Source organism: Methylobacterium sp. 13MFTsu3.1M2, from assembly GCF_900112625.1.
Taxonomy (GTDB): Bacteria; Pseudomonadota; Alphaproteobacteria; order Rhizobiales; family Beijerinckiaceae; genus Methylobacterium.
In genome coordinates this window covers 125,530-151,382 of the sequence record NZ_FOMM01000008.1, presented here as the reverse complement: position 1 = coordinate 151,382, position 25,853 = coordinate 125,530, and the positions used below count along the sequence as shown (strand labels likewise).

27 protein-coding genes are annotated in these 25,853 nt (G+C 73.1%); 10 read left to right on the top strand and 17 right to left on the bottom strand.

What is annotated here, in order from left to right; genetic code table 11:
• Positions 1-29 precede the first annotated feature (29 nt).
• Together fumC and BM314_RS09045 are read right to left on the bottom strand one after the other, a co-directional pair.
• A complete protein-coding gene (gene fumC / locus BM314_RS09050) occupies positions 30-1,493 on the bottom strand; it encodes a class II fumarate hydratase (RefSeq protein WP_091977907.1) in 1,464 nt (487 codons plus the stop codon).
• A gap of 263 nt (positions 1,494-1,756) precedes the next feature.
• Positions 1,757-3,211, bottom strand: coding sequence for a CoA transferase (locus tag BM314_RS09045; RefSeq protein WP_091977906.1), 1,455 nt, complete (start codon positions 3,209-3,211; stop codon positions 1,757-1,759).
• Positions 3,212-3,286: 75 nt separating this feature from the next.
• Here BM314_RS09045 and BM314_RS09040 point away from each other — a divergent pair, with 75 nt between their 5' ends.
• Entirely contained in the window at positions 3,287-4,420 is a 1,134-nt protein-coding gene (locus BM314_RS09040) for a citrate synthase (RefSeq protein ID WP_091977905.1), read from the top strand.
• A gap of 67 nt (positions 4,421-4,487) precedes the next feature.
• On the opposite strand, the gene BM314_RS09035 is transcribed toward BM314_RS09040, so the two are convergent.
• Positions 4,488-5,351, bottom strand: a complete 864-nt coding sequence (locus tag BM314_RS09035) for a class II aldolase/adducin family protein (RefSeq protein WP_091977904.1) — start codon at positions 5,349-5,351, stop codon at positions 4,488-4,490.
• A 129-nt stretch (positions 5,352-5,480) separates the two neighbouring features.
• On the opposite strand from BM314_RS09035, the gene BM314_RS09030 reads away from it, so the two are divergent.
• Both BM314_RS09030 and BM314_RS09025 read left to right on the top strand, forming a co-directional pair.
• On the top strand, positions 5,481-6,389 hold the full coding sequence (locus BM314_RS09030) for a LysR substrate-binding domain-containing protein (protein ID WP_091926403.1): 909 nt from the start codon (positions 5,481-5,483) through the stop codon (positions 6,387-6,389).
• A 218-nt stretch (positions 6,390-6,607) separates the two neighbouring features.
• A complete protein-coding gene (locus BM314_RS09025) occupies positions 6,608-7,969 on the top strand; it encodes an NAD(P)H-dependent oxidoreductase (protein ID WP_091977903.1) in 1,362 nt (453 codons plus the stop codon).
• A gap of 4 nt (positions 7,970-7,973) precedes the next feature.
• On the opposite strand, the gene BM314_RS09020 is transcribed toward BM314_RS09025, so the two are convergent.
• A complete protein-coding gene (locus tag BM314_RS09020) occupies positions 7,974-8,888 on the bottom strand; it encodes an AraC family transcriptional regulator (protein WP_091977902.1) in 915 nt (304 codons plus the stop codon).
• A gap of 85 nt (positions 8,889-8,973) precedes the next feature.
• Complete coding sequence (locus BM314_RS09015; protein WP_012321783.1) at positions 8,974-9,204, bottom strand: hypothetical protein; 231 nt, start codon at positions 9,202-9,204, stop codon at positions 8,974-8,976.
• A 552-nt stretch (positions 9,205-9,756) separates the two neighbouring features.
• Here BM314_RS09015 and BM314_RS09010 point away from each other — a divergent pair.
• Positions 9,757-11,073, top strand: coding sequence for an HlyD family secretion protein (locus BM314_RS09010; RefSeq protein ID WP_091977901.1), 1,317 nt, complete (start codon positions 9,757-9,759; stop codon positions 11,071-11,073).
• Positions 11,070-13,214 carry a peptidase domain-containing ABC transporter gene (locus BM314_RS09005; RefSeq protein ID WP_091977900.1) on the top strand — a complete coding sequence of 715 codons (2,145 nt, stop codon included), beginning with the start codon at positions 11,070-11,072 and terminating at the stop codon, positions 13,212-13,214. Before BM314_RS09010 ends, BM314_RS09005 begins: the two co-directional genes overlap by 4 nt.
• A 19-nt stretch (positions 13,215-13,233) precedes the next feature.
• On the opposite strand, the gene BM314_RS09000 is transcribed toward BM314_RS09005, so the two are convergent.
• Both BM314_RS09000 and BM314_RS08995 read right to left on the bottom strand, forming a co-directional pair.
• Positions 13,234-14,193 (bottom strand): helix-turn-helix domain-containing protein, encoded by a 960-nt coding sequence (locus BM314_RS09000; protein WP_091926407.1) that lies wholly within the window; start codon positions 14,191-14,193, stop codon positions 13,234-13,236.
• 134 nt (positions 14,194-14,327) lie between these two features.
• Positions 14,328-15,626, bottom strand: a complete 1,299-nt coding sequence (locus tag BM314_RS08995) for an MFS transporter (RefSeq protein ID WP_244539894.1) — start codon at positions 15,624-15,626, stop codon at positions 14,328-14,330.
• 380 nt (positions 15,627-16,006) lie between these two features.
• On the opposite strand from BM314_RS08995, the gene BM314_RS08990 reads away from it, so the two are divergent.
• Positions 16,007-16,468 carry a GNAT family N-acetyltransferase gene (locus BM314_RS08990; RefSeq protein WP_091676032.1) on the top strand — a complete coding sequence of 154 codons (462 nt, stop codon included), beginning with the start codon at positions 16,007-16,009 and terminating at the stop codon, positions 16,466-16,468.
• A 160-nt stretch (positions 16,469-16,628) separates the two neighbouring features.
• On the opposite strand, the gene BM314_RS08985 is transcribed toward BM314_RS08990, so the two are convergent.
• The 4 genes from BM314_RS08985 to BM314_RS30130 all read right to left on the bottom strand — a co-directional run bounded on the left by BM314_RS08985 (position 16,629) and on the right by BM314_RS30130 (position 18,797).
• Positions 16,629-17,468 (bottom strand): alpha/beta fold hydrolase, encoded by an 840-nt coding sequence (locus BM314_RS08985; protein WP_091977898.1) that lies wholly within the window; start codon positions 17,466-17,468, stop codon positions 16,629-16,631.
• Between the two features lie 222 nt (positions 17,469-17,690).
• The gene (locus tag BM314_RS08980; RefSeq protein WP_091676038.1) at positions 17,691-17,933 is read right to left on the bottom strand and encodes a hypothetical protein; all 243 of its coding nucleotides are present in this window, start codon (positions 17,931-17,933) and stop codon (positions 17,691-17,693) included.
• Between the two features lie 137 nt (positions 17,934-18,070).
• On the bottom strand, positions 18,071-18,484 hold the full coding sequence (locus BM314_RS08975) for a Ros/MucR family transcriptional regulator (RefSeq protein WP_020091004.1): 414 nt from the start codon (positions 18,482-18,484) through the stop codon (positions 18,071-18,073).
• A gap of 70 nt (positions 18,485-18,554) precedes the next feature.
• A complete protein-coding gene (locus BM314_RS30130; RefSeq protein WP_139237818.1) occupies positions 18,555-18,797 on the bottom strand; it encodes a hypothetical protein in 243 nt (80 codons plus the stop codon).
• A 73-nt stretch (positions 18,798-18,870) separates the two neighbouring features.
• On the opposite strand from BM314_RS30130, the gene BM314_RS08970 reads away from it, so the two are divergent.
• The 4 genes from BM314_RS08970 to BM314_RS08955 all read left to right on the top strand — a co-directional run bounded on the left by BM314_RS08970 (position 18,871) and on the right by BM314_RS08955 (position 20,414).
• Complete coding sequence (locus BM314_RS08970) at positions 18,871-19,221, top strand: hypothetical protein (RefSeq protein WP_056522867.1); 351 nt, start codon at positions 18,871-18,873, stop codon at positions 19,219-19,221.
• 129 nt (positions 19,222-19,350) lie between these two features.
• Complete coding sequence (locus BM314_RS08965; protein WP_091977897.1) at positions 19,351-19,611, top strand: hypothetical protein; 261 nt, start codon at positions 19,351-19,353, stop codon at positions 19,609-19,611.
• Positions 19,611-20,018 carry a hypothetical protein gene (locus BM314_RS08960; protein ID WP_091977896.1) on the top strand — a complete coding sequence of 136 codons (408 nt, stop codon included), beginning with the start codon at positions 19,611-19,613 and terminating at the stop codon, positions 20,016-20,018. The genes BM314_RS08965 and BM314_RS08960 overlap by 1 nt, the downstream gene beginning before the upstream one ends.
• 84 nt (positions 20,019-20,102) lie before the next feature.
• Entirely contained in the window at positions 20,103-20,414 is a 312-nt protein-coding gene (locus BM314_RS08955) for a hypothetical protein (protein ID WP_091977895.1), read from the top strand.
• Between the two features lie 16 nt (positions 20,415-20,430).
• On the opposite strand, the gene BM314_RS08950 is transcribed toward BM314_RS08955, so the two are convergent.
• From BM314_RS08950 to BM314_RS08925, 6 genes are all read right to left on the bottom strand, one after another.
• A complete protein-coding gene (locus tag BM314_RS08950) occupies positions 20,431-20,895 on the bottom strand; it encodes a hypothetical protein (RefSeq protein WP_020090999.1) in 465 nt (154 codons plus the stop codon).
• Positions 20,896-21,033: 138 nt separating this feature from the next.
• Positions 21,034-21,252 carry a hypothetical protein gene (locus BM314_RS08945; protein ID WP_020090998.1) on the bottom strand — a complete coding sequence of 73 codons (219 nt, stop codon included), beginning with the start codon at positions 21,250-21,252 and terminating at the stop codon, positions 21,034-21,036.
• A gap of 257 nt (positions 21,253-21,509) precedes the next feature.
• Complete coding sequence (locus BM314_RS08940; RefSeq protein ID WP_170868073.1) at positions 21,510-22,253, bottom strand: ABC transporter permease; 744 nt, start codon at positions 22,251-22,253, stop codon at positions 21,510-21,512.
• The gene (locus BM314_RS08935) at positions 22,250-23,182 is read right to left on the bottom strand and encodes an ABC transporter ATP-binding protein (RefSeq protein ID WP_091977894.1); all 933 of its coding nucleotides are present in this window, start codon (positions 23,180-23,182) and stop codon (positions 22,250-22,252) included. The genes BM314_RS08940 and BM314_RS08935 overlap by 4 nt, the downstream gene beginning before the upstream one ends.
• Positions 23,179-24,369, bottom strand: coding sequence for an ABC transporter permease (locus BM314_RS08930; protein ID WP_091977893.1), 1,191 nt, complete (start codon positions 24,367-24,369; stop codon positions 23,179-23,181). The genes BM314_RS08935 and BM314_RS08930 overlap by 4 nt, the downstream gene beginning before the upstream one ends.
• Positions 24,370-24,576: 207 nt before the next feature.
• A complete protein-coding gene (locus BM314_RS08925) occupies positions 24,577-25,509 on the bottom strand; it encodes a glycine betaine ABC transporter substrate-binding protein OsmF (RefSeq protein ID WP_091977892.1) in 933 nt (310 codons plus the stop codon).
• Positions 25,510-25,853 lie beyond the last annotated feature (344 nt).

Below are 25,853 nucleotides of genomic sequence, written 5' to 3'. Positions count from 1 at the left end.
GGGGGGCGGACGGACGGTCCCGGCGCGCTTCAGGCGCCGGCCAGCCCGTGGCCGATCATCGTCCTGGGATCGCACACCGCGTCGAAGCGCTCGGCCGGGACGCCCTCGGCCAGGGCGGCCGCGCGCAGGGTCGTGCCCTCGTCGTTGGCGCGGTGGGCGATCTTCGAGGCGAGGTCGTAGCCGATCACCGGCGACAGGGCCGTGACCAGCATCAGCGACTGGTTCACGGTCTCGTCGATCCGCGTCCGGTTGAGTTCGGTGCCCGCGACCGAGTAGGTCCGGAACTTCTCGCAGGCGTCGCCCAGCACGCGGATCGAATGCAGCGTGTTGTTGATGATGATCGGGCGCATCGCGTTGAGCTCGAAGTTGCCCTGCGAGCCCGCGAAGGCGACCGCGTTGTCCTCGCCGATCACCTGGATGCAGACCATCACCAGGGCCTCGCACTGGGTCGGGTTGACCTTGCCGGGCATGATCGAGGAGCCCGGCTCGTTGGCGGGCAGCAGCAGTTCGCCGAGGCCGCAGCGGGGCCCCGAGGCGAGCCAGCGCATGTCGTTGGCGATTTTCATCAGTGCGACTGCGAGCCCGCGCACCGCCGCCATGGCGGCGACCATGGCGTCCAGCGACCCCTGCGCGGCGAACTTGTTGGGCGCCGTGACGAACGGCTTGCCGGTGAGATCGGCGATCTTGGCGGCGATCTCCGCGCTGAACCCTTCCGGGGCGTTGAGGCCGGTGCCGACCGCGGTGCCGCCGGCCGCCAGCTTGTACAGCCCGGCGCGCGACGCCTCGACGAGCGCCAGCGCGTCGCGCATCTGCGCCACGTAGCCCGACCATTCCTGGCCGACCGTGAGCGGCGTCGCGTCCTGCAGGTGGGTCCGGCCGGTCTTGACCACGTCCATCCAGGCCCGCGCCTTGGCGTCGATCGCGTCGGCCAGCGCCCGCGCCTTGGGGAGCAGGACCTCGTCGAGTTCGAGCACCGTGGCGACGTGCATCGCGGTCGGGAAGGTGTCGTTCGACGACTGGCCCATGTTGACGTGGTCGTTCGGGTGGACCGGGCTCTTGGAGCCGAGCACACCGCCGAGGAGCTGGATCGCGCGGTTCGACAGCACCTCGTTGACGTTCATGTTGGACTGGGTGCCGGAGCCGGTCTGCCAGACGTAGAGCGGATAGTGCGCGTCGAGCTTGCCCGCGATCGTCTCGTCGGCGGCCTGGACGATGGCCTGCGCGCGCCAGTCCTCCAGGCGGCCGGCGGCGGCGTTGACCAGGGCGGCGGCCTTCTTGACGTAGCCGTAGGCGTGGTAGACCCGCTTGGGCATGCGATCATCGCCGATCGAGAAGTGCTGGAGCGAGCGCTGCGTCTGCGCGCCCCAGTAGCGGTCCGCCGGCACGTCGATCCCGCCCATCGAGTCCGTCTCGTGCCGCATCCCGGTGGCGGCGATGCCGATCGGAACGTCGCGCAGGATGGGGTGGCCCGGGGCAGACTCGTTCATCGTCATCCTTCTCGGTGTCGGACCGTCTGGCACAGTGCGAGACGGGTTCGGCGAACCGGGTGCGCTTTGACGTAAACGGTGGTATTATTTTCGGTCTTGGGTCGATATGTGCAGATTTTAAGAAAGCTGACTATTAAATCTTCACTTAAGCCTAGTATTAAAAACGCCGACAAAACGCATTACAGATCATGAATGCGAATTGCCAGATAACATAGATCGGTGTCAAGCGTTCCGCCGCGCGGAGGCTGCAAAAACATTCCCGCGATTGGTCAATTTATAGCGCTTCTGCTCCCCGGAGCGTCTTTCGAGCCGGACAAGCGCGCGCTGCCGAAATGTCTGACTTGTGCGGCCTCCGTCGTGCCGAGATCGCAGGCCGGGCGATCCCACCGCAGCGGCGCGCCCTCGATCCGCACGGGCGCGTGCAGCCGGAGGGCAGGTCCCCACGCCGTGTCCTCGATCTCCGGGGCGTAATCCGCGTCCCGATATCCGCCGAAGGCGGGCCCCGGCGCGCTGCCGGGATGGTCCGTGAGCAGGCGCGCGGTCCGGGCCAGAGAGAGCCGCGCGGTGACGGCGTGCCCGTCACGCTGCCGGGCGATCAGGCCTCGCACGGCCGCCGCCGCCATCAGGTAGCCGGTGGCGTGGTCGAGCGCCTGGACGGGCAGCGGCACCGGCCGGTCGGCCTGTTTCCACCGCTGCCCGGCCGCCGCGATGCCCGTCGCCATCTGGACGAGGCTGTCGAAGCCGCGCCGTCCGGCCCAGGGTCCGGTCCAGCCGTAGGCGCAGAGCGCGACGTCGATCAGGTCCGGGTTGAGTGCCCGGCGCCGCGCCGCGCCGTAGCCGAGCCGCTCCAGGGCGTCCGGGCGGTACCCGTGCACGAGGATGTCGGCCTCGGCGAGCAGGGTCTCGAAGTGCCGGCGGTCGTCGACCTGCCGGAGGTCGAGGCGCGTGCAGACCTTGCCCAGGGTGACGTCGGGCGCCAGGGACGGTTCGTCCCAGCCGGGCGGGTCGATCCGCAGGACGTCGGCCCCGAGGCCGGCCAGGACGCGCGTGGCCACCGGCCCGGCCAGGATGCGGGTCAGGTCGAGGACCCGGATCCCCGCGAGGGGACGGGCCGGGTCCGGGCGCCACGGCGACCGGTGCTGGACGGGCCGTTCCGCGACCGCCACGAGGGGCTCGGCCCGGACCGCCCGGCCCTGGTCCAGGCCTTCCCAATCGTCCGGACCGCGCATCGCCGCGGCGCAGCCGCCGGCGCGCAGGATCGCCCCTTCCAGGTCCTCGGCCGCCGTGCGGGCCACGGCGGCCGTGACCGCCTCCCGCTCGCCCGGGCAGTCGAGGATTGCGAGGGCGGCGGCGCGGTGATGGGGCGCGTTGGTGTGCAGCCGGATCCAGCCATCCGCCGCCCGGTAGTCGCCGGCGATCGGGTCCCAGGCGGCCGGCAGCGTCCAGCCCTGCGGCCGCACGGAGGTGCCGAACCACGCTGAGGCCAGGTGCCGGTCGACCGTGACGGCGGGCGCGGGGCCGGACAGGCCGAGGAGTTCGGAGACGGCGAGGCCGGCGGCGCCGATCGACGCCGTCGCCAGCGCGGTGACCGGGAAGCAGGAGGGCAGGCTCCCGGTGCCGGTCACCGCCAGCCGGTCCCGGGCCTCGGGCGGCAGCGCCAGGGCGGCCAGCGCCTCCGCGAGGATCGGCGCCAGGGCGTCGTGGTCGGCGTGTCGTTCGCGCATGGTCGCGGCCCTCGATCGGTTCGCGCAGGCTGCCGGCCATCGACGGATCGATCAATCTTGATACATCTGATCAACATGACGGAATGGCTGGACCGCGCCGAAGCCCTCGACGCCCTCGGGATCCGGGCCCAGACGCTCTACGCCTACGTCAGCCGCGGGCTGATCGAGGCGCGGCGGGCGCCGGGCCGGCGCCACAGCCAGTACCGGGCCGCCGACGTCGCGACGCTCGCCGACCGGCGCGGCCGGAGCCGCACCAGCGCGGCGATCGCCGCGGGGGCCATGGCCTGGGGCGAGCCGTCGGTCGTCACCGCGATCAGCACCGTCCACCGGGGCAGCCTGATCTACCGCGGCCGCGACGCCGTGGCGTTCGCCCGCGACGCGAGCCTGGAGGCGACCGCCGACCTCCTGTGGGACAGCCCGGAGGCGACGCTGTTCGAGGTTCCGGCCGACGCGGCCGCGACGCCGTTCCTGGCGCTGGCCGGGCTTCTGCAGGAGGCCGAAGCCGCGCTGGGCCGCGGCCACCACCGCCTGTGCCGCGACGCGCGCCGCGCCGTCGCGCATCTCGCCGCGTCCTGCGGCATCCCCGAAGGCTGGGCGCCCCTGCATCAGGGCTTGGCGCGGCTCTGGTCCCTCGACGCCGCGACCGCCGACCGGGTCCGTCAGGCGCTGGTGCTGCTGGCCGATCACGAGCTGAACGCCTCGACCTTCGCGACCCGCGTCGCCGCCTCCACCGGCGCGCCGATCGCGGCCTGCCTCATGGCCGGGTTGAGCGCCCTGTCGGGACCGCGCCACGGCGGCGCTTCCGCCGCGGTGCTGCGGCTCGTCGACGAGGCCGCCGCGACGAACCCCCGGGAGGCCGTGCGCGCCTGCCTGGATCGGAGCGGCGCGCTGCCGGGCTTCGGCCACCCGCTCTACCCGGACGGCGACGTCCGCGCCGCGGCCCTGGGCGCGGTCCTGCCCGCCGACCCCCTGCTGGACGCCGTCCGGGACTGCGCCGCGGAGGCGACGGGGGCGCGGCCGAACATCGACTTCGCGCTGACGGCGCTCGTCCGGACGGCGGGCCTGCCGCGGAGCGCGCCGTTCACGATCTTCCTGCTCGGCCGGAGCCTGGGCTGGGCGGCGCACGCCATGGAGCAGGGCCGCCAGGGGACGCTGATCCGGCCGCGGGCCCGGTACGAGGGGCAGCGGCGCCCGGCGGACCGCCCATAGCGGGAGGGCCGGCTTCGCGGCCGGCCCTCGATCTGTCGCGGCCCCCCGCGCGGCGCGGCCGCCGGCCTCAGGCGAACATGTCGGGCTGGGTCTCGGCGATGTGGTTGTACAGCGTCTGGAAGTGCAGCCAGCCGATGTAGTCGCTGCCGACGTGCTCGCGGCTGTAGCGGGCGGTCTTCTCCGAGAGGAGCTGCGGCTTGATGCCGGAGGCCTCGACCAGGAGCTGTTGCTGGCAGGCCCGCTCCAGGGCGATGAACCAGAAGGCCGCGTCGTCGATGCTGTGCTGCGAGCAGGTCAGCAGGCCGTGGTTCTGGTGCAGCACGCCGCGGTTGCGGCCGATCTGCTGGGCGACCGACAGGCCGCTCTCCTTCTCCACCGCCACGGCGCCTGCCGAGGCGCCGATCACGGCGTGGCTGTTGTAGAAGGCCGCCGCGTCCTGGCTGATCATCTCCAGCGGTCGGCCGGTGGCGCACCACGCGGTGCCGTAGGTGGTGTGCGCGTGGCACATCGCCATGACCTCCGGGTACTCCTCGTGCACGGCGGCGTGGAGGACGAAGCCCGCGCGGTTGATGGCGTGGCGCCCCTCGACCACCCGGCCCTTGTGGTCGGCCAGGATCAGGTTCGACATCCGCACCTGCGAGAAGTGCACGCACATCGGGTTGGTCCAGTACAGCTCCGGACGCTCCGGGTCGCGGATCGTCAGGTGGCCGGCGAAGCCGTAGTCGAAGCCGTGCATCGCGAAGGCGCGGCAGGCGGCCACGAGGTGCTTCTTGCGGTAGTCCCGCTCCTCGGCGTGGTTGGCGAAGTCCGGGATCTCCGGGAAGATCAGGCCGGCCTGCTCGGGCTGGTAGATCGAGGTCCGCTTGCGGCCGGCATCGTCGTTCGGCAGGTCGAGGGCGACGGCCGCCTCGTGGGCGTGATCGTCGAGCATGGCGTCTCCTTTCGTCGGGGTACGGACCGGCCCGCCGATCGCGTCGTGGCCGGCACTATCCTGCCGGATCCGCGCGTTGACAAACGACGATTTTTCACGCTTTCCATGAATTAAATTCACGGATTGCGTATGCGCCGGATCCCGAGCTTCTCCGCCCTGCGGGCCTTCGAGGCGGCCGCGCGCCTCGGCAGCTTCGCCCGCGCCAGCGCGGAGCTGCACCTCACGCCCTCGGCGGTGAGTCACCAGATCCGGGCGCTGGAGCGCTGGTTCGGGCGCGCCCTGTTCCGGAGGGCGAACCGCCAGGCGCTCCTCACCGCCGACGGCCAGCGCCTGCTGGCCGGGCTCTCGAGCGCCTTCGACGCGATCGAGGCGGTCTGCGCCGACCTCAGCCCGCCGTCGCCCGCGTCGCTGGCCGTGCACTGCACGCCGAGCTTCGCGGCGAAGTGGCTCGGGCCGCGGCTCCCCGCCTTCGTGGAGGCGCATCCCGGCATCGCCATCCGCCTCTCCACCAGCGCCGACCCGGTGGATCTCGGGCGGCACGAGGAGATCGACATCCTGATTGCCTACGGCCGGCCGCCGCACGGGCCCGGCCTGACCGTCGAATCCCTCGGCCCGGAGGAGATCGCCGCCCTCTGCGCGCCGGAGGTCGCCCGGGCCGCGCAGCCGGACGCGGCCGGATCGATCGGGCCCTTCACCCGGCTCGACTCGTCCTTCAGCCCCGTCCGCTGGCCGGACTGGTTCGCCCATAACGGCCTGCCCTTGCCGACCGGGGCAGCCGGAGCGGCTTTCGACCGGGGCTCGCTGGTGATCTCGGCGGCCGTTCAGGGGCTCGGCGTGGCGCTGGAGACCCTGCGGTTCGCCCGGGACGAGCTCGCCGCCGGGCAGCTGGTGCGCCTCGGCGGCGATCGGGTCGCGAGCCTGACCCGCGACCTCCACTTCATCTGCTACCGCGAGCGCGACGGGGCCCTGGAGAAGATCCGGGCCTTCCGGCACTGGCTCCTCGACGTGGAGGCGCAGAGCCGGGCCGAGGCGGCCTGAGGCGGCCCGAGGCGGCCCGAGGCGGAGAGACCCGATCCCTCACCCCGCCCCGCTCCCGCACGGGAGAAGGGGGCGGCGCGTCGCCCGAACAGACCCCCCGTCTTTTTATTCGGTGGGCCTCAACGGCATCGGGAACCGCGCTAGGTCCCCGTCCAACGACGCGGCGAGCGCGGCGGGGTCCGGTCCCGACCGCGCGCCACCCAGGGAGAGAACGCCCCATGTCCCTTTCCGCCAAGCTGCAGCGGCGCGCCGACGAGGGCCGGCCCGTCCGGGTCGGGCTGATCGGGGCCGGCAAGTTCGGATCGATGTACCTGTCGCAGGCGCCGCGCACGCCCGGCATCCACCTCGTCGCGGTGGCCGACCTGTCGCCCGACCGGGCGCGCGAATCGCTGCGCCGGGTCGGCTGGGACGATTCGCGGTTCGCCGCGCGGGGGCTGGAGGAGGCCGCGCGCGGCGGCACGACCCTCGTGACCGAGGATGCCGACGCGATGATCGCGAGCCCGTTCGTGGACATCGTCATCGACGCCACCGGCAGCCCGGCCGCCGGCATCCGCCACGCGCTGAAGGCCTTCGCGCACGGCAAGCACATCGTCATGGTCAACGTCGAGGCCGACGTGCTGGCCGGGCCGCTGCTGGCGCGCCGGGCGGCCGAGGCCGGGGTGATCTACTCCATGGCCTCGGGCGACCAGCCGGCGCTCATCGCGGAGCTGGTCGACTGGGCCCGCACCATCGGGCTGGAGGTGATCTGCGCCGGCAAGGGCACCAAGTACCTCCCGGCCTACCACGCCTCCACGCCCGACACGGTCTGGGGCCATTACGGCTTCAGCGAGAGCCAGGTCGCGGGCGGCGACTTCAACCCGCAGATGTTCAACTCCTTCCTCGACGGCACCAAGTCGGCGCTGGAGATGGCCGCGGTGGCCAATGCCTGCGGGCTCACCCCGCCGCGCGACGGCCTCGCCTTCCCGCCCTGCGGCGTCGACGACCTGCCGGGCATCCTGAAGCCCGCGGCGGATGGCGGCCTCCTCACCGAGCGCGGCACCGTCGAGGTGGTCTCGTCGGTGGAGCGGGACGGGCGGCCGGTCTTCCGGGACCTGCGCTGGGGCGTCTACGCGGTGTTCGAGGCGCCGAGCGCCTACGTGCGCGACTGCTTCGCGCAATATGGCCTCAAGACCGATTCGAGCGGCCGGTTCGCCGCGACCTACAAGCCCTATCACCTGATCGGGCTCGAGCTCGGCATCTCGGTCGCCTCCATCGCGGTCCGCGGCGAGGCCACGGGGGCGACGGGCGACTGGCGCGGCGACGTCGCCGCGACGGCCAAGCGCGTGCTGCGGGCCGGGGAGCGGCTCGACGGCGAGGGCGGGTTCACCGTCTACGGCAAGCTGATGCCGGCGGCGGATTCCCTGGCGCAGGACGCCCTGCCGATCGGCCTCGCCCACAACATGGTCCTGAAGAACGACGTGCCCGCGGGCCGGGCCGTGCGCTGGAGCGACGTCGCCTTCGACGCAGATCAGGAGGCGATCCGCGTCCGGCGCGAGATGGAGGACCTGTTCCGCGGGGGAGCGGGGCGGGCCGCCGGGTAGCGCCTCAGGCGCGCCGGCCGGCCGTGCGCCCGGTCGGCGAGCGCCCGACGAGCTTCCGGAACGTGCGGCTCATGGCGCTCGCGCTCGTGAAGCCCGATCGCGCGGCGACCTCCGCCATCGATCCCGCGCCGGAGCGGATCAGGGCCTCGGCCCGGCCGACGCGCTCGCGCATGATGTACTGGTAGGGCGTGACCCCGGTGGTCCGGCGGAAGGCCCGGATGAAGTAGCCCTCGCTGAGTCCGACGACGCCGGCCAGGGCGGAGACGGTGATCTCCCGGTCCAGGTGCTCCCGGATATACGCGCAGGCCCGCCCGGCCTGCGACGCCGAGAGGTCGGGCGCCGCCGACCGGCCCGGAGCGCGCGCGGCGACGACCGAGCGCAGGATCGCCAGGTGGAGGCTCTCGATCAGCAGCGCGTCGGGCGACGGGTCGTCCCGGTGCGCGCAAGCCAGCGCGTCGAGGATGTGCCAGGTGCTGCGGCAGGCGCGGAGATCGCGCCCGTCCGCCGCGAAGGCGATCTTGCCGATCGGCGCCTCGGCCAGCCGCTCGACGGCGGCTGCCGAGAAGGAGAGGACACGGCCGGCATACGGGCCCGCCCAACGGGTCGTGCCGTTCAGGCCGGGACGCCGGACCAGCAGGCCTTCGCGCTCGGTCAGCCGGGCCGCGATCTCGTAATCGACCGCGTGGTGCGCCCCCGCGGGCTGCGTGCTGGCGGCGACCTCGAGGCCCGTGACCGCGTGCGTGCTCCACCCGCCGGTGGGGAAGCGGAAATCGATGAAGGTGACCTCCGGGAGGCCGCGGTCGCTCGGCGCGTAGCAGGTCAGCTCGGGGCGGCCGGAGAGATGCCCGGCGCTGCCGCTGGTGGCGTAGGCGAACGTCTCGGCCGAACTCTCGCCTGAACTCTCGGCTGTTCTGTCCATGCGGGCCCGTGATTCTGGTGTCGTCGCGGTCACGCCCCGCGACGGAGGAGGGCGGCCCCGCGGCCGCCCTCCCGGTGTCAGACCGTCAGCGCAGGGAGCCGGTCACGCCGCCGACGACACCGCCGACCGCGCCGAGCACGCTGCCCACCAGGCCGCTCACCAGACCGCCGACCTGGCCCACGACCCCCGAGACCGCACCGAGCTCCTGGCTCGCGTCGACCCCAAGGCCGACAGTGAGGCCGACCCCGAGGCCACCGCCGACCTGGTCCAGCTCGGCGGCGCTCAGCTCGCGGACGGTATCGATGCTGTCCTGCATGATCGTTCTCCAGATTGAGATTCAGGTAGAAGGTTATTTGCTTCGATCTATTGCCTGATCGTAGCGTCTAGGCGCCTTGGACGTCGGCGCCTGCCTTTAGGATTACAGAGATGTGCTTCGTGTCAATCGGTCATGGCCAGCCGATAATGCTCGCGGACGATCGAGCCCGGCCAATGCGCAAAAACTGACAGGCCTTGTCTTTCCCGGGCCGTGCTCCAGACGCTGTCGGCACTGCGGCCGCCTGCGCTGCGAAGCGGCGCGTCTCACCGCGTCTCACGCCGTCGAGTTTTCGCAACGCAGCACGCGATGATGCAAAAACTGACGTCCTGTTGCGCTGCAAAGTAAGCTCGACGGCGAATTGGAATAAACCATTGAAAAACAGGCGCTTTTAAACGCAGGCGCGACGTTCTGACGCGGGCAGGATTATTCAAAATTCGCCGTGTCGGCAAGTGTTGACATGAAACTCCCGTGATGCGACCGAGTAAGGTGGCAGATGCGCTGAGCATTGCCCTCGAATACGGCTGTCTCCTTCAGGAAGGTTGCTTTCTCCGGGTGCCAAGTCCGCTCTTTCGACTTGAGGTTATCGAGGCGCGACGCAACGCGTGGCTGGGCGAGGCGCAGATCATCCAGCCTCTGCCAGTCCGCATCGTGGCCGTGGCCTGCGTGATCATGGTGGCGGCGGTCGGCCTGTATGCCTGGCAGGGCACCTACACGCGCCGCATCCACGCCGTCGGCCTGCTCGCGCCCGATATCGGGCTGATCAGCCTCGCCAGCCCGGTGGCGGGGCGCGTCGGCTCGACCGGCGTCCGTGAGGGCGACAAGGTCGCGCGCGGGCAACTCCTGTACACGATCGACCTCGACGCCGTGTCGGCGAGCGGCCCGACGCAGGAGCGCGTGATCGCCGAGCTGGAACGGCAGCGCCAGAGCGTGGAGCGGCAGCGGACCGCCCGGGCCGATCTGGCCGGCACGGAGCGGCAGGCGCTGCGCGAGCAGGTGGCGAATCTGAGCGAGCAGTCGGCCCAGCTCGCCAAGCAGATCGACCTGCAGGACAAGCTGGTTCCGCCGCTCCGGGCGCGGGTCGAGGAACTCGCGGACGCCGTGGCGCGCGGCTACGCCCGCGCCGCCGACTTCCAGAGCCAGAACTACCTCTACATGCAGGCGAGCGCGCAGCTCGCCCAGTTCCAGCAGAGCCGCCTCCAGATCGACGGCAAGCTCGCCGACACGAAGTCCCAGCTCGCCGCCTACGACGACCGGTTGGCCCGCGACCTCGCCGACCTCGACCGGACCGCCGCCCAGCTGGCGCAGCAGAAGGCCGAGAGCGAGGCGCGCCGCGCCATCGAGGTCCGGGCGCCGGAGGCCGGGACCCTGACGTCGATCCGCGCGCAGGTCGGCCAGACCGTGGCGGCCGGGGCGACGCTCCTGACCCTGCTGCCGAGCGCCGGGCGCCTCCAGGCCAACCTGTTCGTCGATTCGTCGGCCATCGGCTTCGCCGAGGCCGGCGCGCCCGTGATGCTGCGCTACGCCGCCTTCCCGTTCCAGCGCTTCGGCCTGCACCGCGGCGTCGTCACCGAGGTCACGCGGGCGCCGCTGGGCAGCGACGACGCGCCCGACTTCGCGCGGCGCGCCGCCGCCCGGGGGGAGGGGACCGACCTCTACCGCATCGTGGTCCGGCCCGATTCCGACACCGTGCTGGCCTACGGCGAGCGGCGCAGCCTCGAGGCGGGCATGCGCGTCGAGGCCGACATCGCCCTGGAGAAGCGGTCGCTCTACCGCTGGCTGCTCGATCCCGTGACGCATGTCCGGGAGAGCCTCGCCCTCGTCACGCGCGGCGGCCTCGACGCCCTGCCGGTCCGGAAGGCCGCCCCGTGACGGCGCCGTCCCTCGCCGCCCGGCTGGATTTCGGGCTCCGCCGCCGGGTGCCGGTCGTCCTTCAGGCCGAGGCCGCGGAGTGCGGCATGGCCTGCCTCGCCATGGTCCTGGCCTATCACGGGCGCCAGATCGACCTCGCGACGCTGCGGCGGCGCCATCCCCTGTCCCTCAAGGGCATGACCCTGCGCAACCTGATCGACCTCTGCGGCGCGCAGGGCCTGACCGCCCGCGCCCTGCGGGTCGAGCTGACGGATCTGCCCCGGCTCCGGCTGCCCTGCATCCTGCACTGGGGCCTCAACCACTTCGTGGTGCTGACCCGGGTCGAGCGCGGCGGCCTCGTCATCAACGATCCGGGCCGCGGCCGGCGGCGGATCAGCCTCGCGGAGGCCTCGCGGGAATTCACCGGCGTCGCCCTGGAGGCGGTGCCCAATCCGGGCTTCCGGCGGGAGCGGGCCGCCCCGGGCCTGCGGCTGCGCGACCTGTTCCGCAACATGGCCGGCATCCGCGCCGCCCTGGCCCAGGTCCTGGCCCTCTCCCTCGGGATCGAGCTCGTCGCCCTCCTGATGCCCATCGCCTCGCAGGTCGTCATCGACGAGGTGATCGTGAACGCCGACCACGACCTGCTCCTCGTGGTGGCGATCGGCCTCGCGCTGCTGCTGCTGCTCCAGCTCGGCCTCAGCATCGCCCGCACCTGGGCGATCATGCTGGCCGGAACCCGGCTGAACTACCAGTGGTCGGCCGGCCTGTTCGACCACCTGTCGCGGCTGCCCCTCGACTACTTCGAGAAGCGCCATGTCGGCGACGTGATCTCGCGGTTCGGCTCCCTCGCCACCATCCAGAAGGGCCTGACGACCGATCTCGTCCAGGCCATGCTCGACGGGCTCATGGCGGTCGGCATGCTGGTGATGCTGACGGTCTACGGCGGCTGGCTGGTCGCCGTGGTGCTGGCCTCGACGGCGCTCAACGCGGTCCTGCGGGTCTTCGCCTACGGCGCGTACCGGGAGGGGAGCGAGGAGGCCCTCGTGGCCGAGGCCCGCCAGCAGACGCACTTCATCGAGACGGTCCGCGGCATGGCGAGCGTCAAGCTCCTCGACCTGCGCGAGCGGCGCGGCGGCGCCTGGATGAACCACTTCGTCACGGCCCTGAACGCCCGGCTGCGGCTGCAGCGCCTCGACCTCGTGTTCGGCCGCGCGAACGAGTTCCTGTTCGGCCTCGACCGGCTGATCCTGCTGGTGCTCGGCGCCCGCGCGGTCATCGGCGGGTCCCTGTCGCTCGGCATGCTGGTGGCGTTCCTGGCCTATCGCGACCAGTTCGCCACCCGGATCGGCAGCCTGATCGACGCGTGGTTCAAGCTGCGCATGCTCGACGTGCAGACCGACCGGCTCGCCGACATCGTGCTGTGCGAGCCGGAGGAGCAGGATCTCGCCGCCGGGGCGCAGCCGGGGGCGCCCCCGGTCGTCGCCCTGAAGGCCGGAACGCTCGCCGGCGCGGGCCTGGCGCTGCGCTACGGGGCCGACGAGCCCTGGATCTTCCGCGGCGTCTCGCTGTCCGTCCGGGCCGGCGCGTGCTTCGCGATCACCGGTCCCTCGGGATGCGGCAAGACCTCGCTCATGAAGGTGATGATGGGGCTGACGCCGCCCAGCGAGGGGATCGTCACCGCCGACGGCCAGGACATCCGCACCGCCGCCGGGTCCTACCGGCGCCGGATCGCCGGCGTGATGCAGAGCGACGGCCTGTTCGCCGGCTCGATCGCCGAGAACATCGCGGCCTTCGACGAGCATCCGGACGCGGGCTGGATCGCCGAGTGCGCCGCCCGGGCGGCGATCCTGGACGACATCCGCCGCATGCCCATGGGCTTCGAGAGCCTCGTCGGCGACATGGGCTCGACCCTGTCGGGCGGCCAGAAGCAGCGCATCGTGCTGGCGCGCGCCCTCTACCGGCGGCCCGAGATCCTGTTCCTCGACGAGGCCACGAGCCACCTCGACGAGGCCACCGAGGCGGTGATCGCCCAGGCCCTGCGCGACCTGCGGATGACGCGGGTCATCGTCGCCCATCGCCCGGCGACGATCGCCCACGCGGACGCGGTGTTCGATTTCCCCGCCCAGGTCCGCGACCGGGCGGATCTCGCCGCCGCGGGCTGACGCGCCCGACGCGCTTCGCCTAGGGGAGCGCGGGCCGGAGGTCGCCCGGGGCCAGGCCGAAGCGCTTGCGGAAGCCGCGGTTGAAGGTCGGCACGTCGGTGAAGCCGCACGCGTAGGCGATCGAGGCGATCCGCATCTTGTCGTCGCGGCGGGCCTCGAGGCGCCGGCGCGCGAGGTCGAGGCGCGCGTCGCGGATCGCCGCCGCGATGCCGCCGGTCTCCGCGAAGGCGCGGTACAGACTGGTCCGGGAGAGACCGAGCGCGCGCTGGATGTCCTGCGGGTTCAGGTCGGGATCGTGCATCCGCCGCGCGATGTGGGCGCGGGCGAGCGAGACGACGGCCGCCTGCGAGACCGCCTCCGGATCGCCGCGCCGGGCCGCGCCGTCGACGAGGTGGCCGAGGAGGTGGAGCACGCCCTCGACGGCCGCCTGCGCCTCGTCGGCGGACATCCAGGCGACCGAGCCGGCCACCCCGCGCAGCCGCGCCCGGACCTCCGCCCCGGCCGGGAGCGGGCCGAGGCTGCGGCCCGCGAAGGCGTCGGCGTCGCCGACGAAAGCCTCGAACATCTTGCGCGGGACGGCGAGGCGGATCTCGCCGTAGGCGCTCTGAGTGCCGGCCACGAAGGGCCGGTTCCGCGTCAGGAAGCTGATGTCGCCGGGGGTCAGCTGGGCCCCGCGGCCGTTCTGCTCCTGGTAGCCGACGCCGTCGAGCGCGAGGCCGATCACCACCATCCTGCGGGCGTTCCGGTCGACGTGGCGGGAGCGGAACTCCACCGCGACCGGGCTGCTCACCGTGTGGGTCAGCGCCCAGCCGGCCGAGGCCACGCTCAGGCGCTTGGCCGCGAACCGCTCCCGGGGGTGCCGCCGGCCGATGTCGCCGAATCCGGCCAGGGCCGTGCAGCGCCAGAACTCGAAGGCCTGCTTGGGGTCGACGTGGCTGGTCGTCTCGACGAGGCTCGGGACGAGCACCGGGCTAGACACGTGTGACACCCCCGGCGTGCCCGGCGGTTCCGTCCGGCTGCCTGCGCAACTTTATCGTGTGAATCTTGCCGGATTGGCAACCGACGCCATCCGGCGCGGCGCCGCGGGTCGGAGACCCGCGTCTCCGGGTTTCCCTAAGCAAGGGCCTGCCCGGACAGGCCGCGCGGTCCGGCGAGGAGCAGGGCCGCGCTCGCCGCGAGGACGAGCGTGATCACCGCGAACATCGCGTGCGGCCCGTAGGCCGAGAGGATCGGCAGGAGGATGATCGGCGCCAGCGCGGCCGCGACCCGGCCGCCGGCCCAGGCGCAGGTCATGGCCGAGGCCCGCAGCGGCGTCGGGAGCAGCTCCGTCGCGTAGACGGCGAGGATGCTGCCGTAGGTCGCCGCCGCGGTGTTGAAGGCGATGCCGACCAAGACCAGGGTCAGGAACGTGCCGCTCGCGGCGAAGGCCGTGCCGAGGGCCGCCATCGCCGCCGCCAGGGCCGTCAGGACGGCGCGCCGCTCGAGCCGGTCGATCGCCAGCGCGGTCAGCAGGGTACCCAGGGGCGGGCCGAGCATCGACAGTGCGGCGAAGACGAGGGATTGATCGACCTTGAAGCCCTTCTCCACCATCACGACGGCGCTGAGCAGCGGGAAGGCGATCGTCGCCAGGGGGGCGAGGGTGTAGAGGCCGACGAACAGGGCCGTCCGGCGCAGCTGGCGCGTCTCGGCGAACAGGCCCCGGAACCCCGCGGGCCCGGTCGCGGGCGGGTCCGTGTCCGGGTCGGCGGGGGCGGCGACCCGGCTCCGGCCGGCCGCGCGCTCGAACCGGCGGCAGGCGGCGTCGGCCTCGGCGGAGCGCCCGACCGAGGCGAGCCACCGCGGTGATTCCGGCAGCCGCGCGAACAGGACGCCGCCGAGCGCCGCCAGGGCGCCCCCGAGGATCAGCGCCCAGCGCCACGGCTCGATCCCGAGCGGCGCGGCCGGTGCCATCATCTGGACCAGGCCGATCGCGGCCAGGCCTCCGAGGAGCCCGAGTCCGGCGCAGACCAGCAGCGTCGCGCCGCGTCGGCGCGCGGGCGTCACCTCGGCGAGGTAGGTGGCGACCAGGGGCGGGAACCCGCCGATCGCGAACCCCGAGGCCGTCCGGGCGATCGTCAGCGCCGTGAGCCCCTGGCTCGCGGCGGCCGCCAGCGATCCGGCGGCCATCAGCGCGAGGGAGGCCTGGAGCGCGCGCCTGCGGCCGAGGCGATCCCCCAGCATCCCGAAGACGGGTGCGCCCACCGCCCCGCCGGCGAACACGGAGGCGAGGAGCAGCGAGAGGCTGCCCCGCGGCATGTTGTGGGGCGGCGCGAGGAAGATGGCCGCCAGGGCGTTGCTCAGGGCGACCTCGGCGATGTCGGTGAACAGGCCCAGCGTGCAGACGGCGAGCGCCGCCGCGTGAAGCCGCGTCATCGGAAGGGAATCGAGCCGCCGCGTGACGGCCGCGATCGACCCGGCGACCGATGCGGCGGCATCGGAGGCACTCGCGGTCTGGCTTCCGGCGTCGATCAAGCGTGTGAGTCCTCTCCGGCCGGAGCGTGCCCGCAACCGGTGACGCACCGCCACGGCAGCGTGTTCCCCACCGGGGAACGTGACGGCGTTCACAAATGCACCATGCGCGCCATGGTTGCGGGTCGCAGGGAGGTCGGCGGTCCGCGGGTCTTGCGGAGCTGTCGATCCGCCCTCCGCCGGGAGCCTCGGCGCGGGGGCCGCACCGCCGTTCCGCGCCTTGCTGATCGTCGATCGGGAGGACATCCTGCGCGGGGGATGTCGGGGCGGATGGCCGGGGCACGATGTTCGAGATCGCGCGAGACGACCTGTCCGATACGCAGACACGGGCGCTGCTGGCGCTCCATCTTGCCGGCATGCACGCATCCTCGCCGCCGGGCAGCGTGTTCGCTCTCGACCTGTCAGGCCTGCAAGCACCGGACGTGACCGTCTGGACGGCGCGCCGCGGCGGGCGGGTGGCGAGCGTCGGGGCGCTCAGGATGGCGACGGACGGCACCGCGGAGGTGAAGTCCATGCGGACGCACCCCGACTTCCTCCGCCTGGGAGCCGGCGCGGCGATCCTCGACACCATCATCGCGGCCGCCGCCGCCCGCGGCGCGCGACGCCTCAGCCTCGAGACCGGATGCGGACCCGCATTCGCGCCCGCGCTCGAACTCTATCGGCGTCGGGGCTTCGTGAACGGCCCCGCGTTCGGGACCTACGTGCCGAGCGACTTCAACCAGTTCCTCCATCTCGCGATCGCCTGACGGGTCGGGTCGGCGTCCTCGTCGCGCCGCCGTTCCCGAAGCGGCCCGCGCCGCGCGTCCGCGATCCGTACGTCCAGGCGCAGAGGCCGACTGGGTTAGGGTCAGCAAGGCTGGCTGTCGGCCCGGTGAGTCGCGCGCGTCAGGGGGCCGCCCAGGACCCTCAAGGCCCGTCCAGGAAGCCGAGGAGCGCCGCGTTGAAGAGCGCCGGATCCTGGAGGAACGCGAAGTGGCTGGCATTGGGCAGGATCAGCAGCCCAGCCCCGGGAATCGTGGCAGCGAGGTACTCGGTGTGCGCGCGCTTGATACCCTCGTCGTGGTCGCCGTCCGCGATGAGGACCGGCGCGCGGATCCGCTTCAGATCGGCTTCGGTCCAGCGCGGCTGCCCGCCCCACATCCGGCCGACCGCGTCGACGAAGGCGGCGTAGTCCTTCGGGGTCGGCGAGAGGGCCTCGTACTCCTTGCCGGCCCGGTCGATGAAGGCGGCGAAGGTCGGGTTCGTCTCCACACCCTCGATCAGGCCCGACGGGTCGGCGTTGGCGCCGAACGCGAACACCTTGCCGACGCGGTCGGGATGGCGCATCGCCATGTCGAGACCGAGGATCGCGCCGTCGCTCCACCCGACGATGTCGGCGCGCGGGATCTTCAGCACGTCGAGCAGCCCGACCACGTCGTCGGTCATCAGGTCGTAGCCGAATGGCCGATCGTCCCGGGTGCTGCGGCCGTGCCCGCGGCTGTCCACGAGGATGACCGTGCGGCGGGCGGCGAGCGCCGCGACCTGGTGGCCCCAGTAATCGGAGTTCGACAGGCCGCCGTGCAGCAGGACGACCGGCGGACCGTTGCCGATCGTGGCGTAATACAGCCGAATGCCGTTGACAGCGGCGCGACCGGAGACCGTGCCGGCGACCGGCGCGGGGGTCGGCGGCAGGTCCTGCCAGCGCGGTCCGGCCCAGGCCGGGGCTCCGGCCAGCAGAAGCGTCAAGGCGATCGCAGTCCGAAGCATCGAGCACCTGTCGTCGTTGCCGGGGCCGGGCCGCCGGGGCGATCCGGTCCAGCGCGACCCGCCGCGACCGCGATCTGCGGTCGACCTGCGCGCGGACCGTGACCGGCTCGGATTACAGAACGATTTCAGGCCGTGGCCCGCGGGCGGCGAGCGCCGTCTCCGCCGGCGCCCGGGCGCCGAAGGCCGGCGCGCAGCACGGCGCTCGCGCGAGGAGCGGGGTCTCTAGAAGCGCGGGCTCGTGCGGCGGGGCCGGTCCGGCCGGGGCGCGGGGGCGGCTGGCGCATGTCGATGGCCGACCACGTCGCCGTTGCGGTAGGCCTCCTGGATGTTGCGTCGCGCGGCCCGCCCCGCCGTCCCACCGGGCTGCGTCACGGCCGAGTCTCCGGACGGGGCCAGGACGGTCTGCGCCGAGGCCGGTCCGATGCCGAGGAGAAGGAGGGCGACGCAGCCAGACAGACCCTTCATGGCCAGATCCCTCTCACCCGATCGCGTTGCCGGACGGGCCAACCCGCAGTGCCGGCACGCGCGCGCCGCCCCGCCCCGCGCATCTACGTCCGTGCGGGCCATCGGTTCACGGGGGCTCGGCGGACGGGCTGCGTCGATCAGGCGGCCTTGCTGCCGAGCCGGATCGCCTTGGCGATCTCTGACCGGCGCTCGGCGTAGCCCGGCGCGGTCATCGGGTAATCGTCCGGCAGCCCGTAGCGCGCGCGGTAGAGTTCCGGCGTCAGCCCGTGCGCCGTGAGATGCCGCTTCATGGTCTTGTACGACCGGCCGTCGATGAAGCTGACGATGCCGTCCTGGCGGACCGAGCCGCGGATCTGAGCGGCGTCGGGCTGCTCGGGCGGCGCCTCGACGACCGCGGGCCGGTCGGTGAGCGCGGAGAGCGCGCCGTGCACGGTGAGCAGGAGCGGCGGTATGCTGGTGTGCGGCAGCGCGTTGTTCGACAGATAGGCGGTCACGACGCGCAGGGCCACGTCGCTGATGGTCGGCTCGAGCTGGTCCTGGTTCTTGCGCAAAGCGATCGACCCCTTCTTCGACCCTGCCGACACCTATTATAGACCAGGAATACTCGGACATTATCGTCTGTCAATGCAGAATGACATGCTTGGCAAGTAACGAATTTTGAATGCAGAATTTCGATGCGACGCGCGCCGTCCGGTTGGTCACTGATATGGCCATGGTCCTGTCCGAGATTGGGAGAGCGCCGTCGGATTTTTCGGGTCGCGCCTGCCGGACAATTCGCCGGCGCGGTTCCGACGCTTCCACTTCGCAGATCTTCGTGATCCAATACGCTTCGAGCGCATCGCGAAGTCCCTTCATGGCCGCCACACGCCGCCCGTCCGTTCCGAGGTCGAGGGTCCGGAAGTCCCGCACCGTGCCTGGGACGGGATGGGGACGCGCGATGCTGGCGGCGCTCCTCGGAGGCCTGCTCGCGGCGCCGTTCGCCCACGGGCAGGGCGCCGACGATCTGGAGGCCGAGATGCGGGCGCGGGTCGCCGCGGCCTTCCCGGATGCGGGCCTCGTGAGATTCCGCAAGATCCGACCGATCCCCGCCGAGGCGGAGTCCGCCGTGGCGTTCTGCGGCCAGGTCAGCAGCGGCCCCGTCGGGCAGGGACGGTCGGATTTCCAGGTGTTCCTGTACGATCGCACCGCGTCGGCCGAGACCGTCCGCATCCTCGGATCGGAATCCCTCAACGGCTACCGCGTCGGCCGGAAGCTGATCGGCGCCCTGCGGCGGGTCGGCTGCCTGTGAGGCGTGCGGCCGGGGCGGTCTGTCCCACACGTGACGAAAATGTGGCAGAAGCTTGACTATTCTTCCAGGGGCGGTTTATAGCTTGACCGTGGCGTTGCGGTTACACCCCCGAGTCCCATGGAGGTTCGGATGTGCGCGCGGAAGACCTTCTACATTTTCGTCTCGGCCTCGGACGGGGAGCAGTTCTGCGCCGTCCGACAGGACCAGCCCATCCCGTCGCTCATCGACGGCGTCCGATGGATGTATGTCGGCTGCATCGATACGACCCGGGACAGGCCGTACGGATTCGACGTGGACGCGGCGCACGCGGCGATGCGGCACCGCGGCGTCTACTTCTACCGGCGCGAATTGATGTTCCGCCGGGCCAACTTCCTCCTCGAAGCCGCCTGATGGTGGCTGCCCCCGGACCGATCCTGGCCGGCGCCCTCGTGGTCGCCGGTCTCGGGTTCGCGTCCGCCGCCGAGGCGCAGGTGCCGACGCGGGTCGGCACCTGCGCGGCGACCACCATCGCGCGAATCGGGACCCGGTTCAGCGACACGCTCGTGAAGCCGAAGGGCGACGGGATCGGCGACGGGACGAGCGTCGATCTCAAGAACGGCGTCTACGGCGTCTCCTACGCGTATGTCGAAGCGGTCGCGCGGTCGCGGGTCGGCGACCGGGTCATGACCTGCCTCGTACTCCTGCCGACGGGCTGCCCCAAGGGCGACGATCGCGGCAAGATGTACACGACGACCAACCTGCGCACGCTGGATTCCTGGACTTTGCCCGACTCTCAGCACATGTGCGGCGGGGCCTGATCGGGCGTCCGTGAACCCGCCCCCCGGAGGGGCGTGCTGCCTCAGGGGGTGGGATCCGGGCCTCGGTGAAGAGGAGAGGGATCCGTGTCGCTCAGGAACGCTCTTGCCGCCCTCGCACTGGCGGTGGCGGGCTCCGCGCCGGTCCCCGCCTGGGCGTGGGGCGTCCCCGGATGCATCAACCTTCCCGAGTACAACCGCGCCCTGGGCGCCCTGCAGGGCATGACGAGCGCCTGCGACATGAGCGTCGAGGAAGCCCGCCGGATCGTCGCCGCCCGTGACGGCGTCGCGCCCGGGCCCCCGGTCGCCGCCGCGGAGCCGCCGGCGGCGCCGCGGGTCGCGCCGCGGCACCGCAGGGCGCGGGCGCACCGGAGCGCGCGGCCGCGGCATCAGCGCTGAGCCGGCCGACCGGCGCTCAGGTCCCGTCCTCCGGCGCCCCCGGGGGATCCGCGCGAGTGCGCGCCCAGTCCCGGTCGCGCTCCGCCTGCCGGGCGCGCTGCTCCGCCACGTAGGCCTCCTGGTCGGCGCGCTCCCGCTTCCGGCGGCGGTCGGCGGCGGCCGCGCTGCGCTTGCGCCACGCCTCCGTCTCGGCCTTCTGGCGCAGCAATTCCTCGACCGTGACGGGTGTCACCGGTTCCTTGGGTTGCGCCCAGGGATAGGACCGCCGGGGCGGGGGCGGGCGGGCCGCCCGATCGGCGGAGGCCTGCCCGCTCCGCCGGAGCGCCTCGGCCGCCGCCGCGAGGGTCAGCCCGGCACCCCGGGCGATGCGCTCGGCGGCCGCCCGGGCGGCCGCGCGCTCGCCCGCCGTGGCCCCCTGATCGGCGAGCGCGAGGCACTTCTCGAACCGGTCCCGGTCGGCGGGCGTCATGGGCGACGTCATGGGCAGCGTCTTATCGCCGGTCGACCCGCCTGTCCCGTCGCACCGGATCCGTCGATCCGGTTTCGCGCCAGCCTCCGTGCCGGTCAGGCCGCCGCGGCCGCGCGTCTCGCCGGCCGTCCGGCGCCGCGACCCGCGCGGCTACGTCTGGGCGCGTCCGTTCCCGCCCGGACCGATCGCCGGCAGTCCGGCCCCGTCCGGCAGGCCGCCGAGCACCACGAGGATCCGTCCCAGGAGCACCCGCGAGTGCCGCGCACCGCTGCCGATGGCCGTGAGGTCCGGCCGGCCCGCGCGGGCCTCGTAGGCCGCGCGCAGCCGGTCGAGCTGCCGCCTGCGCGTCTCGGGATCGCTGGAACCCATGGCCCATCCTCCCGGCGGGCCCTGGCTCGCGGTGCGCCCCCGCGAGCGAGCCTTCGACCATCCCGAGTCGGGGAGTTGGAAAACCGTGTCTGAACGGTCCCTACGACCTTTAGCGCCGGAACGCCTGGACATACGCCGCAGGCTCCCCGACCGTGTGGCCAAGGATACGGGTGCCGTTGTGGTCGGCACCGACCATCAGACAGGGGGTTCCACGCCCCAGGGCCGCGCGTACGGCCCCGCTGGCCTTCTAGTCGCCTCTAGGAAGGAAATCCAGCCCGGCGTGCCGCGCCGCGCTCGAGTCGGCGGAAACCGCCGTCGATCAGGAGCGCCAGCGCGGACACGACGAGGCCGCCCTGCAGGACGTAGGCGGTGTTGCCGGTCAGCAGGCCTGAGATGATCACCTCGCCGAGGGTGCTGGCGGCGACCGTGGAGCCGATGGTCGCCGTCGCCAGCCCGATGATCGCGGCGAGGCGGATCCCCGACAGGATCATGGGCAGCGCCAGGGGCAGCTCGACGCGGACGAGTCGCTGCCGGTCGGTCAGGCCCATGCCGCGGGCGGCCTCCATCAGCGCCGGGTCGAGATCCTCGAGCCCGGTGAGCGCGGTCTCGAAGATCGGCAGGAGCCCGTAGAGGACGAGGGCGATCAGGGTCGGGACCGCGCCGAACCCGAGGATCGGCACGGCAAGGGCCAGGACCGCGACGGGCGGGAAGGTCTGCCCGATTCGGGCCACCGACCGGGCGAAGGGCAGCACGTCGCGGCCGGCCGGCCGCGTGGCCGCGACCGCGAGGCCGAGGGCGATCGCGGCCGCGGTCACGGTCGCGGTGGCGACGAGCAGGAGGTGGTTGACGGCGAGCGTCAGCAGCGGCGTCTGGGCGTAGATCGGCGGCGTGTCGCCGGGGGCGAAGGGCCGGAACAGGGGCGCGAACCACCCCGGAGCGACCAGGAACGCCCCGAGCAGGGCGAGGAGCCCGGCCCGGGCGATCTGCCGGGCGCGGATCACGGCCGGGCGCCCTGCGCCTCGAGGGCCTCCCGCGTCACCCGGCCCAGGACGACGCCGTCGCGGCTGACCGGCAGCGCCGGGCGCCGGGACCACAGGCTCTCGGCGAGGGCGGCCCGCACCGTGGTCCCGGCCGGGATGGGCGCGCCCGGCGCCGGGCCGGGCTCGATCAGATCGTCCACGGCGCGCAGGGCCATGAGCTGGAAGGCCCGGTCGCCGCTGCCGAGGAGGGCGCCGACGAAGGCGGTGGCGGGCGCGCCGACGAGGTCCGCCGGCGCGGCCTCCTGCACGAGGCGCCCGCCATCCATCACGGCGACCCGGTCGCCGAGATGCAGGGCCTCGGTCATGTCGTGGGTCACCAGCACGATCGTGGTGCCGTAGCGCGCCTGGATCGCCAGCAGATCCGCCTGCGCCCGCCCGCGGATGATCGGATCGAGGGCGCCGAAGGGCTCGTCCATGAGCAGGATCGGCGGCTCGGCCGCGAGCGCGCGGGCGACGCCGATCCGCTGCTGCTCGCCGCCGGAGAGCGCCGCCGGCAGGCGGTCCCGGTAGATCGCCGGATCGAGGTTGAACAGGCCGAGGAGCTCGTCGACCCGCGCGGCGATCCGCCGGCGGTCCCAGCCGACGAGCCTCGGCACCACCGCGATGTTCTCCGCGACCGTGCGGTGGGGGAACAGCCCGTGGCCCTGGATGGCGTAGCCGATCCCGCGCCGCAGCAGGTGCGGCGGCACCTCCCGGACGTCCCGGCCCGCGATCCGGATCGTCCCGGCGCTCGGCTCGATCAGGCGGTTGATCATCCGCAGCAGGGTGGTCTTGCCCGATCCCGAGGTGCCGACCACCGTCAGGATCGCCCCGGCCTCGACCCGCAGGGTGACGTCCGCCACCACCGTGCGCCCCTCGAAGACGCGGCTCACCCCGGCGAGGTCGATCATGGGATCCGCTCCGCCGCGCGGCCGCGGCTCAGGTCGATGACGGCGTCGAGCAGCACCGCGGCGCCGGTCGCCATGGCGACGGTCGGCAGCGCGCCGAGCAGGACGAGGTCGCCCGCGTTCTGGCTGATGCCCTGGAAGACGAACACGCCGAGGCCGCCGCCGCCCACGAGTCCCGCGATCACCGCGAGGCCGATATTCTGGACGAGGACGATCCGGATCCCGGTCAGGATCGCCGGCAGGGCGAGGGGCAGGTCGACCTGGACCAGCCGCTGGCGCGCGGTCATGCCGACGCCCCGGGCGGCGTCGCGCACCGGCCGGGGCACCGCGTCGAGGCCCGCGACGGTCGCGGCGGCCATGGGCAGGAGCGCGTAGGCGAACAGCGCCACGAAGGCCGGCGCGGCGCCGATCCCCGCGATGCCGAGGGCGGCCGCGCCCGGAACCTCCCGGCCGATCCAGGCCAGGGGCGCGATCAGCATGCCGAACAGCGCCATGGACGGGACGGTCTGCACGACGTTGAGGCCCGTGAGCAGGCCCGTCCGCGCGGGCGCGACCGGTCGGGCCAGCACGGCCGCCGGGATCCCGACCAGGGCGGCGGCCGCCACCGAGGCGAGGGCGAGGGCGGCGTGGGTCCGCAGCTCCCGGCCGAACGTGTCGGAGCGACTGGCATATTCCCGCAGGACCGAGAGGTTGTCCCAGAAGCCGGTGCGCAGGGCGAGCCCCGTCGCGGCGACCAGCAGGGCGAGCGCGGCGATCCGCAGGACCGGTCCCGGCCGCAGCCGCGCCAGCCCGTCGCCGGCCGCGAGGGCCGCCGTGACGAAGGCGAGCCACCAGCCCGCGTCTGGCGAGACCCGGCCGTACCGGTCGCCCGGCGCGGTCAGGTGATCGGCCGCCCAGCCGGCCGCGAGGCCGAGCAGCAGCAGGACCGCGGCGGCGGCGGCCAGCCGCAGGATCGGCGCCGACCGCAGGACCAGCGGCGGCAGCGCGAGGGCGACGACGCCCCCGAGGAGGAGCGCCGCGCCGGGGGGGAGCGCCGACCACGCCGTCAGCGCGGTGCCGGCCGCGATCCGGTTCGGCCGGGTCGTCATCAGCGGCAGGGCGAGCAGGCTCAGTGCCAGGACGGCCGCGAAGGCCGCGCCCAGCGGATCGACGCCCGGGCGAAACCGCCCGGTCGCGAGGGATTCCCCCATCCTCACGCTGCGGCGGCGCCCGGGGGCGCGACGCTGGACGGAAATGCGGCGGGTCTCATGAGGCGGGTCACCGGCGTCGCGACGCTCTCGGGCGCCCCGCCGCGCATCCTTGCCGGCGGAGCCCCGGCTTGTCGACGCGGGATCCCGCGGGCGGCGGACGGCTCCGCCGGTGAGGGCGCGTCGCGCCGCGCTGTCCGCGCGGCCGGCTCACCGCACGAACCCGTTCCGCCGGAGGAAGTCCGCCGCGACCGCGGAGGCCGGCTCGCCGCCGATCTGGACCCGGCCGTTGAGATCCCGGAGCGTGGCCAGATCGAGCTTGCGGAAGATCGGGTCCAGCACCGCGGCGATCTCCGGATGGGCCTTGAGGACCGCGCCGCGGACCACCGGCGCCGGCTGGTAGACCGGCTGGACGCCCTGGTCGTCGTCCAGCATGACGAGGCGCGCGACCGCCATGCTGCCGTCGGTGCCGAACACCATGGCGGCGTTCGTGCCGGAGGTGCCCCGCGCCGCCGCCGCGATCGTCGCGGCCGTGTCGCCGCCGGCCAGGATGACGAGCTGGTCCGGCCGGAGGCTGAAGCCGTAGGCCCGGCCGAAGGCCGGCAGCGCCCCCGGGCTGGTCACGAATTCCGACGAGGCGGCGAGCTTGATCGCGCCGCCGCCCGCCACGTAGCGGCCGAAGTCGCTCATGGTCCTCAGGCCCGCGGCCCGCGCGATCTCCTTGCGCACCGCGATCGCCCAGGTGTTGTTGGCCGAGGCGGGCGTCAGCCAGACGAGGTCGTTGGCCGCGCGATCCAGGTCCCGGGCCGTGCGGTAGGCCGCCTCCGGGTCCTTCCAGACCGGGAGATCGGCCTTCCCGAAGAAGAACGCCGCGTTGCCGGTGTATTCGGGATAGATGTCGATCTGCCCCTCGATCAGGGCCTGGCGGACGATCGCGGTGGCGCCGAGCTGGATCTTGTCGACGGTCGGCAGGCCCCGGGCCTGGAGCGCCTGCAGGATGATGTTCCCGAGCACCCCGCCCTCCGTGTCGAGCTTGGAGGCGACGACGATCCCGGCCGCCGGCGCGCCGGGCGTGGGCGCGCACTGGGCTGTCAGCAGCGCGAGCCCTGCCGCGACGAGCCCCGCCCGGATCCGCTTCACCATGGCCTCCGGCTCTGCCCTGCGCCCCGTCGGTCCGGTCGGGCGCCCGCCTTCCGACATCTAGGGCCGGTCCCGGTCAAGTTGAGGCGGAGGCGCGCCGAGCCTGTGCCGCACGGGAGAGGGGGCATGGCGCGACTGACTCCGCCGGAATCGTCGTCCGTCCAGACCGCTGCGACACGATCGGGAGCAGCTCTCGGGCCGGCGCCGCGGCGTGATTCGGTGCCCGAACCCGGTCGACAGCCGCGTCTCCCGCACCGGACCGCTTCGGCGTCGCGGGCCGCGCGACCCCCGCGAAGACCTGCGCGCCCGGCGAGTCCAACCGGGGCCGTATCAAATCAACACATTCC